The following is a 9,329-nucleotide window of genomic DNA, read 5'->3' as shown; positions in this document are numbered from 1 at the left end:
ATTGCTGAGATAACGTATTTCTTTTTCGTGAACATTTGATAATTTAAGTAATCAAGAACCGAAGTTCTTGGCACCTTCATCAAACGCCCACACTTATCGACTGTTAATTTTTAAAGAGCTTTATTCGGTACTGCGTCATCTGCTGCTTGCTTCGAAGCGTTGTGTTCGTCAGCAGCAGAGAGGCGAGAGTATGAAGTGTTTCTCATTTTTCGTCAACCTCTTTTTTCTCTTCGCTTTCGCTACCGTAAGGTGGCGTCTGCGTCGAGGAGCAAGACTATAGCAAAGGCAAACGTAGTCCGCAAGCCCGGTTTCACGAAGCGCGCGATAAATCCGCCAGAAGAAAATCCACTACCGCTTCTTCATCGACCGGCGTCTTCAGCGCAAGCATGACGCCTTTCAACTCACCATCCCAGCAAGCATCTCGTCCGGGCGGCGCCAGGCGACGGCACGACTCAGCGGCTGCGCCCGCCGCCGCACGATAATCCTGCGCACCGAAACGCCATGGCAGCGCGCCGAATTGCTGCATCACGACATTGGCAATGGCGATCCCCGGCCAATCGAAGTCGCCGTGATAATGCAGCCGCGCCCCCGCCGCCGCCAGTTGCGACAACAAGGTCTGCTGCGCCGCCGCCGGCATGCCATCGGTGCAGACCAGCGGCGCGCACTCCGCGCCGAGGGTGTCGGCCGCGATCGCGACGATATTGGGATTCTCGCATACAAAGACAGCGCGCTGCGCCACATCCCAATGGCGGCGCGTGCGTAGCAGCGCGCGCAAGGACAGGTAATCGGGCTCGCCGCAACGACCTTCATTCCCCGGCAAATTGAGCGCCAGCGCCGGACGCGCCAGGGCATTGACCAGGATGCCCGCCGTCGCCCATTGCGTGCGAGCCGATTCCTCCTGCTCGCCTTCTTCCAGTTCGTCGGCCCGGGCATGGCGCAGCGCTGCCAGCACCAGCGCGGCCACCGGCCGCCCGGTGTCGAGCGCATGGGCGTCACCCAGTACCTGCGCCGCCAGCTGCGAGCGCGTGCTGCCCCCCTGGCGCGGCAGCGCCGCCAGCACCCTGGCAGCCTCGCCGCACAGCCGGGCCGCCGTGGCCAGTTGTCCGCCACTGGCGCGCTTCAAGGCGCCCAACGCGCGCGGTTGCGCAAGCCACGCGGCGATACGCGGCTCGGCCAGCGAGGCCTGGAAATCGCTCCACTCCAGCACGGTCGACTCGCGCAAGGCCCTCAAATCGTGAAGCGGTCCATCAAGCAGTTCGAGCGCTTGGCGCAGGGATGCCGCCGCGCCGCTGCGCAGCAAGACCGCATCCAGGTCGGCGATGTCGAAGCGCAACGATGCGCCACCTGCAGCCGGCCGTCCCAGCAAGCCGCACAGCGCCAGGCGTTCGGCAGCGTCCAGCTGCCCCAGCGTGACCGTGCCGCCGTCGCGTCCCTGTTCGTATCGCTTGCGCAGGCGCGCACGCAGTCCGGCCAGTGCCGGGCCGCCCAGCAGGCGGTCCAGGCGTGCGCGATCGGCCATCAGGCCACCTCGGCGTCAAGCGGCGGCGGGAAGCGGCGCACCCCATCGCCTTCGAGCCGGCGCGCCCGGCCATCCCAGCGCCAGCGCGACACGTGCACCGCGTCGATGCCTTCGCGCCGCTGCAGCTGGCAGATCGAGACCCCGGGCAGCTCGGCATAGCAGGCCCATTCGCGCTCGCTGGTCATCACGAAATCGAGATCGAATTCGCGCACCAGCGCCATGCAGTGTGCGCGCGCGGCATCGTCGATGCCGGCGAAGGCTTCGTCCAACAACACCAGGCGTGGCGCATCTTTCGAGCCGCCATGCGTATAAAAACTCGACACCGCGGCGAACAACGGCACGGTCAGGCCAAGCGCGCGCTCGCCGCTGGACGCCGGTCCCGCCAGCGGACGCCATTGCCCGTCCTGCCAGCGCTGCACCCGGAACCGGTGCCAGCGCCGGTAGTCGAGCGCGCGCGCCAGCATCTCGAGCAGGCTCGCGCTCTCGCCGTCGGCGCGGGTGCGCTCGGCCGTGATGCGGTTCTGCAGCATGGTGCCGACCACTTGCCGGTCTTGCGCCGACCAGGCATCGAAGCTGGTGTTGAGCAGGCGCTTGCGCGCCGCCTCCAGGCCCACCGGCGCCCCTTCCGCCCCTTCGGGCAAAGGCTGCCAGTCGAGCCGGAACTTGACGCCGGTCGAGGTTGGCCGCTTCGCCAGTTCGTTATTGATCGCGTTGCGGCGCGCCTCGGCTTCGCGCAGCATGCGCTGAATTGCCGCCGCGACTTCGGCTTGCAGGTGGTTCTCGAGCACCTCGGTCTCGCGCGCCGTCAGCAAGGCCTGGCGCTGCGCGATCTCGTCGCGCAGGCTGGTTTCGATCAGGTCGGGCCGTTGCGGACGGTTCTGATAGATGATCGTCACGATCATCCCGAAGTCGGTGGTTTCGGCCTGGGCCTGGTGGCCAAGCGCGGTCAGGGCCGTCAGCAGGCTGGTGTAGTCATGCGAGAACGCGCTCTGCACGCGCGACCATTCGGCGTCGTCCGACGCAACCGCCTGCAAGGCCTGCTCGGCACGGCGCGCGACGCCGAGCGCGCCCTCGATATTCCAGGTCGGCACATCTGCGTCGAGTTCGGGCAAGGCCACCGCCAGCAGGCCCGTGGCGCAGAAGCGCTCCAGCGCCTGCACCGCCAGCTGGCGCGCTTCCTGGCGTTCGGTCAACGCACGGTCGGCGTCTTCGACCCGCTGCTCGCTGCGCGCCAGGTCCTTGCCGGCCTGGGCGACATCGTGGCCAGCCTGGCGCTGCGCCTGCTCGCCGGCGATGACTGCGTTGCGATAGCGCGCCAGCCTGAGTTCGAGCTCGCCGATCTGGCTTCCCACCCGCTCGCGCAGGCTGCGCACCCGGGCTTCGGCTTCGTCCAGTTCGGCCTGCCGCTGCACGGCAAGCTCGCGCGCCGCGGCCAGGTCGCGCGCCAGTTCGTCGGTGCGGGTGGCCTGGCGTTCGCGCTCCGGCCAGACGTGGCGCACCTCGGCGCTGCGCAGCAACAGGTCGTGCAGCGCGCCCTCGAAATCGCGCAACGCCGCACCAGCCTGTTCCAGCCCGGCCGCATCCGGCGCCAAGCCAAGGTCGCCCGCATCGTGCAACAGCTGCTCGCGGGCGGCGCGCCAGGCGGCGTCGCTCGCGCCCAGGCGCTCATCGGCCTGCGCCAGCCGGGTCAGCGACTGGCGGCGCTGCTGCTCGAGCGCAGCCGCCGTCACGTGCGCCGTGCGCAATCCGGCATCCGACGGCGCACTACGCCATTCCTGCGCCGCGCGGGCACGCCGCTCCCCAAGATCGGCCAGCAGCGCGTCAAGCCGCGCGAGGTCGCGCCGCAGCGCCTCGAGCTCGGCGCCGATCTGCGCGATGCGCAAGCGCCGTGCCTCGGCGCGGCTGGCGGCGCCGATGTATTCGGCGGCGCTCTTGCGCCAGTCGCCAGCCAGCGGCCCGACACGGAAGCGGCCATCCGGCGCTACCCAGGCCTCGGCGCCGTCCTGGGCCGACATTGAGCAGGCGATCGAGCGCAGCAGGCGTTGCAGTTGCCCGGCATCGACCGCGGCGCCGGCGGCCGGGACGATCCAGCCGGCCAGCGCCTGCGCCTGCTCCTTGCGCGCCAGCAGGAAGGTATCGCCCAGGCCAGTGCCGGTTGCTGCGAGCGTGCCGTCGGGCGCGACCCACGCGTCGAGGATGCCGCTCGCCTCCAGCGCCGCCTCCAAGCCGGCCTGTTCGCCCTCGGCCCAGGCGCGCTGGGGATTGAATTCGACCAGTTTCCAGAATGGCGCGCCGGCGCGCGGCACTGCACGCGCGTCCGGCGCACGCTGGTAGGGCGCGGGTGGCCCCTGGTCTTCGCCAAGCGCCAAACGCGCATGTTCGGCTTCCAGCGCCTGCCGTTGCGCATCGACGCCATCCCTTTGCTGGCGCGCGTCGGCTTCGTGCTGCGACAGCCGCAGGCTGGCGGCATGCTGCGCGTCTTCCAGTGCCTGGCGCGCGGGATTGTCGCCTTCCAGCGTGGCGCTCCAGTCGCCCAGCGCCTCGAACAATGCGGCCTGGTCGACCAGCGCCAGTTCGCGCAGCGTCCCGGCATGGTCTTGCCAGGCCGCGACCAGGGCCTCGCCTGCCGTCGCCACCGCCGCATCGGCCTCGGTGGCGCGCGCCGCCGCTTCAGCCAGTTCGACTGCGCGGTCGTCGCGCGTGCGCTGTGCATCGCGGCGGCGCTGTCCGGACTCGCGCTCCTGGCGCAGGCGTCCTTCGACCACGCCGATATCGGCGCGGCGCTGCGCGGCAAGCTGGCGCAGGCTTTGCTGCAACTGGACATAGGCGCGCTCCGGCAGGCCAGCGGCGGCGTCGGCCTCGGCCAGCGCGGCGGCATCGCTCCAGGCGTCGCGCGCCGTCACGCCGGCTTGCTGCGCCCGCGTCTCGGTCGCGGCGTAAGCCTGCCCCAGTGCGGTGCGCGCGGCCCCTGCCCTGGCTTGTATCTGTTCGAGCAGCTGAGCGTCGCGTGCATGCCGCTCCTGGTTGCGGCGCACGTCCGCCTGCGCCGCCTGCATGTCGTTACGCGAAGCCAGTGCCAGCCGCTCCAGTTGACCCAGGCGGTTGGCATCCTGCATCAGCGGATCGGACTGGATCTCGTCGAGCGCGGCGCGATCTTGCGCCAGTTGGCTATCGATCTCGCCCAGCCTGCGCTGCTGCTGCGCTTCTTCAGCGGCGGCTTTCTCGAGCACTGTGCGGGCTTCGTTCAGTTCGCGGCTGGATTTATCGAATCCGGTCTGGGCCGAGCGCAGCACCTGGGCCTGGCGCCGCGCATTGACGCGTGCATAGCGCTGGTACAAGCCATTGAAGCCGCCGATCGCCTTTGCCAGTGCCTGCAGCTCGGCCAGTTGCAGGCCATATTCTTCGAGCTGGCTCATGGCCTCGGCCACGTCGGTCAACAGGTCGTCGGACAACGGCGGCAACGCCTCGGTCAGCGCGTTCGACAGGTTTTCTTCGTTCGGTTTCTTGGACAACTGCGGCTGGCGCAGCTGGATCAAGGTATCCATCAGCGCACCATAGCGCGCCTCGCCCAGGTGGAACAGGCGCTCGTCGACCGCGCGTCGATACGCGGTTGCGGTCTCGAACACCCGCCCGTGCTCGCCCAGCGCCAATCCCAGGCGGTCCTTGCCCAGCACCGCGCGCTGCGGATTGATCAGCCACAGCTCGCGGCCGATGCGCTGGCCCTCGGTGACGAAGAACCAGCTGTCGACCTGGTTGCGCGCCGCCACCGCCGACAGGCCGCAGCCGAGTGTCAGGTAGCGCGGCGTGCCATCTTCGTCGATGCGGCCGAACTCGATCCAGGCGTAGCCGATGCGCCGCTCGTGCTTGCCGAGCAGGAGATTCCACGCCATGCGCTTGCCGGGATCGCCATCCGGTTCGATCCGCGACGGCTTGAGACTGGCGTCGAACAGGAAGGGCAAGGTCAGCGACAGGACCTTCGACTTGCCGGTGCCGTTATTGCCGCGCAAAAGCAGGTGGCCGTCGTGGAACCAGAATTCCTCGCTATCGTAGTGGAATAGTTCGACCAGGCCGAGGCGCAGCGGCTGCCAGCGCTCGCGCAGCGGTTCGGGCAGTGCCGGCGTCTGGGGGGCGGCGGAATCGAGCTGGAATAATGAATCGGTCATCAGAAGAGGTCTGTCTGGGCCAGTGGAGCGTTATGGTTGGCGGGGCTCTTGCGCGCCACGATGTCGGTGCTGCCGAGCGAGAAGCGGGCCAGGGCCGGCAGCGTGCGCACCGTCTCGCCTTCGCGCCGAACCAGCCGCAGCGACGCCAGGCGCGCCAGCGCATTGCGCGCCAGTTCCTGTTCGGCGCCCGGCAGGCGCGCGGCCTTGTTCCAGTAGCGGCCATATTCCTGCACTGCCGCACGGATGAATTCCTGCACCGCGTCTTCGGTGACGAGCGTGCCCGGCGCGGCGCGCTCGGCGCCGGCCAGGTATTCCGCCACCAGTAGCGTGACATGCGACGCGGTGCCGGTGGCCGGCATCGCGATGTCGGTCAGTTCGCCGGCTTCGTCGACCAGGGCCAGCCCTTCCGCGCGCTGCTCCGGAGCCAGCCCGGTCGCCTCGCACAGGCGGGCGGCAAGGGCGCCGCGCTGGTTCACGAAATAGGCGCGGATGGCGGGGTCGGCGTCGAGCTCATCGAAATACAGCACCGGATCGTCGAGCAGGCGCCGCGCCAGGTGGTGGCGCATCGCGGTGCGCCGCCCCTCGTCGCTGTCGGGGATGAATTCGTCGGTCAGGGCGGCAAGACGTGCATCGAGCGTGGCCGGGGCACTGTCGGCGGGCCAGGTCGACGCGCCGCGCGAACTGGCCATCAACCCGGCCAGCACGCGCCGCTGCACATCGTACAGCGCGTCGCCCGCATGGCTCACGAAGGCGTCCTCGTCGCCGGCCACCCGCTGCAGCACGCCCAGCGACAGTAAATAGCGGCAGATGGCGACCAGCTCGCGCCGCTCGTGGTGCGACTCAAGCAGGAAGCTGAAACCGCGCTCGGCCAGTTCGGGATCGGCGGCCAGGGCAAGTAGCCGTTCACCAAGTGCGCGCAGGGTGATCTGCGGATCGGAGCGCTCGAGCGCCGCGCAGGCCAGGCAGAACAGGATGTAGCGGCGGCGGTCGAAGTCGGGCGCGCCGCGGGTGACGTCGCCCAGGTCGGCCGGTCGCTTGTACAGGCGCGCGCAGTCATGCTCGACGTGCAGGATCCAGCCGGCCGACTGCGAGAACCAGTCGCGTAATTCCTGTGCATGGCGCCGCACCGCGCCGAAGTCGGCGTGGGCCGCCGTCATCAGGGGGCACATCAGCAGTGCGCGCAAGGCGTCGCGCCGCTCTTCGTCGCGGTGGCGGCTCAGGACATCGCCGACCTGGGCGGCGCCGGGACGGGCGCGGCTCATGGCCGGTCTCCAGTGGGGGTGATGGTCAGCAGGTGGTCACGCCCGGAGAACACACCCAGAGCGGTCTGGATGCTGGCGTGGCTGCCATCGGCCAGCGGCTCGAGGCGGATGCGCAGCAGGCCGTCGGCGCTATGGCATTCGACCGCCTGGCCCGGATCACGCTGCGCTACCAGGGCCTCGCCCAGCAGGGCCAGGAACAGGCGAAACGCATGCGTGTCAAGCGTCGCCAGTTCGGACAGCCTGGACGGCCGGCCATTGGCGAGCGTGGCGCGAGCGGCGTCGATCTGCGCCCGTTCTTCGGCGATGTGGGCGGCCAGCATGGCGCGTTCGGCATCGCGGTCGCGCACATGGGGCGGCGCGCCGCGCGGCGTGACCTCGCCCTGTTCGCGCAGGCGCGGATGAATCGGCACCGCGGGCGCATCGGCCCATGGCGTCGAGGCGGGCAGCTGTTCATGCCGCGCCACGGCTTCGCTCTGCAGGCTGAAATGGCGCGCCGGATTGAGGGCAAAGCCGGCGCGCCACAGGCGGTGCGCTTCATCGTCGTCGCGCGCATCGGCGAACCAGCGCGCCATGATGCGAAAGTCGGCAGACCGGTCGCTGCGTCCACTGCGGCGCTCGTTGAGGGCCGCCACCGCCGCCAGCAATTGGGGAATCGCCGAACGCACCCGGGCGCGCAGCAATTCGGATTGCGCCGGGATGTGGCCGTCGCTGATGAACCAGCGCGACAGCCCGCGCCACCGTTCGCGCCAGGTAACCATGCGTGCCTCGAGCGCCGCTGCTTCTTGCGCGCCAGGGGCGCTGTCGCGCCGTTCGCGGCCGGCGGCCAGCATCAGGAGCGACTCGATGACAGCATCGAGTTCGACGATGCGCGCGGCGATCAGGCCGGAGCGGGCGACCAGGTCGCCGACGAAACGCTGCAGGTAGTCGATCAGGCGCTGCTTGAAGGCGATCACCGCCTGCACCTCGGCCTGCTGCAGCTCGATGGCGCGGGCGACACCGGCCATAAAGGCCTGGGCTTCGTCGGCCAGGCGCTCGAACACGCGCACCAGGTCGCGCAATACCGTGTGTACCTTGGCCGCATCGGGCACCGGTTCGGCCGCCAGGGCGATCAGGGCGTTGAGGTCGGTGAGGATATCCTCGAGCGCGACGGTCTGCAGCTCGCTCTGGCGCGCCAGTGTCTGCGCGAAGGTGATCAGCGCGGCTTCGACCGCTTCGCCACCCAGCGACAGGCGGTACAGGTAGCGGGCGCGATAGAAGTCTTCGATGCTCGAGACCCGGGCCGTATCCGGCTGGGCTTCCAGGTTGCCCCAGTCCGCCAACTGGGTCAGCGCCATCTGGATCTCGTCGAGCGATGGCGTGGCGCCAGGCCAGCGCGCTTCGATCTGCACTTCGTCGGGCCGCAGCTGCAGGCGAAACTGGCGCTTGGCGGCGGCGAAGGTTTCCATGATCGCGCGGTAATGCGCGGCCTTATCGGTGGCCACGTGACGGAACAGGCTGGTGGTGGAATGGACGGGATCGATCATTCAGGATATGCGGATTGGCACCGGATGACTATAGTGGCATACCAGCGCTTGCGTCAAACCGACATCGATGCAAGCAGCGCGTGATGCCAGCGTTCCTGGCGCGTCTTGTGCAGGCGATACCAGGCTTGCGCGGTTTCCGGGCGCCAGACTTTCAGCATCTTGAGCACCTCGTAGGAAAATTCAACGGGCGCTAGTCCGCTTGCCGTGATGAGGTTATTGCCGCGAACTGCTGCTTCCTTGCGATAGAGCGCTTCGCCACGGTAGTTGGGGCAAGCCTGTTTTAGCTGGCCGAGATCGTTCGAGGTGTGACGCCGCTTGTCGAGCGCGCCGATATTCGCCAAGCCAATCGTTGCGCCACAGATTGCGGCTACCTGATGTCCCTGGTCGAGCGCATCGCGGGCTAGTTCCAGTAATGGAAGTGCCTGCGGCGTCAGCCAGTTGTTCGCGCCTGGGAGCAGAAGTACATCACCTTTGTTCAATGCGATTGCGTCGATCGTTGTGTGCGGCAAATAGGTAATGCCGCCCATGCTGATGACTGGATCCAGGTTTAGCCCGACGTTGAGCAGCTTGAAATCCATTTCGGGATCCGCGAAAAACCTGCGGCTATGCAATTCGGCGGTCAGATAGCCGATTTCCCAATCGGCCATCGTATCGATTACCGCCAGATAAGCTTTCATTTCTGTTCCTTCGTATGTGGCGATGGCTGGATTCCAAAGCGAAAAACCCCCGCTCAGATCACTGAGCGGGGGTTTTTCTATATAACTAGCCTGACGATAACCTACTTTCACACTGGTTGCAGCACTATCATCGGCGCAAAGTCGTTTCACGGTCCTGTTCGGGATGGGAAGGGGTGGGACCGACT

5 protein-coding genes and 1 rRNA gene are annotated in these 9,329 nt (G+C 68.0%); all 6 read right to left on the bottom strand.

Annotated elements, in window-relative coordinates:
- Window positions 1-310: 310 nt before the first annotated feature.
- Entirely contained in the window at window positions 311-1,519 is a 1,209-nt protein-coding gene (locus tag AC56KW_RS26020) for a TIGR02679 family protein (protein WP_497173527.1), read from the bottom strand.
- Complete coding sequence (locus AC56KW_RS26015) at window positions 1,519-5,682, bottom strand: TIGR02680 family protein (RefSeq protein ID WP_497173526.1); 4,164 nt, start codon at window positions 5,680-5,682, stop codon at window positions 1,519-1,521. The genes AC56KW_RS26020 and AC56KW_RS26015 overlap by 1 nt, the downstream gene beginning before the upstream one ends.
- Window positions 5,682-6,944, bottom strand: a complete 1,263-nt coding sequence (locus tag AC56KW_RS26010; RefSeq protein ID WP_497173525.1) for a TIGR02678 family protein — start codon at window positions 6,942-6,944, stop codon at window positions 5,682-5,684. The genes AC56KW_RS26015 and AC56KW_RS26010 overlap by 1 nt, the downstream gene beginning before the upstream one ends.
- Window positions 6,941-8,467, bottom strand: coding sequence for a TIGR02677 family protein (locus AC56KW_RS26005; RefSeq protein WP_497173524.1), 1,527 nt, complete (start codon window positions 8,465-8,467; stop codon window positions 6,941-6,943). The genes AC56KW_RS26010 and AC56KW_RS26005 overlap by 4 nt, the downstream gene beginning before the upstream one ends.
- A gap of 53 nt (window positions 8,468-8,520) precedes the next feature.
- The gene (locus tag AC56KW_RS26000; protein ID WP_497173528.1) at window positions 8,521-9,144 is read right to left on the bottom strand and encodes a DJ-1/PfpI family protein; all 624 of its coding nucleotides are present in this window, start codon (window positions 9,142-9,144) and stop codon (window positions 8,521-8,523) included.
- Window positions 9,145-9,232: 88 nt separating this feature from the next.
- A 5S ribosomal RNA gene (gene rrf / locus AC56KW_RS25995) occupies window positions 9,233-9,329 on the bottom strand; the annotation flags it as partial.

Source organism: Telluria sp. RT2P19 (assembly GCF_059685725.1).
Note: the sequence above shows the minus strand (reverse complement) of the source record. Positions and strands in the feature narration are given on the sequence as shown.

What these genes read in the sequence shown, in the direction of transcription:
- AC56KW_RS26020 (WP_497173527.1), bottom strand. Translation starts at nt 1,519, where the DNA reads ATGGCCGATCGCGCACGCCTGGACCGCCTGCTGGGCGGCCCGGCACTG.
- AC56KW_RS26005 (WP_497173524.1), bottom strand. Translation starts at nt 8,467, where the DNA reads ATGATCGATCCCGTCCATTCCACCACCAGCCTGTTCCGTCACGTGGCC.
- AC56KW_RS26000 (WP_497173528.1), bottom strand. Translation starts at nt 9,144, where the DNA reads ATGAAAGCTTATCTGGCGGTAATCGATACGATGGCCGATTGGGAAATC.
- AC56KW_RS26010 (WP_497173525.1), bottom strand. Translation starts at nt 6,944, where the DNA reads ATGAGCCGCGCCCGTCCCGGCGCCGCCCAGGTCGGCGATGTCCTGAGC.
- AC56KW_RS26015 (WP_497173526.1), bottom strand. Translation starts at nt 5,682, where the DNA reads ATGACCGATTCATTATTCCAGCTCGATTCCGCCGCCCCCCAGACGCCG.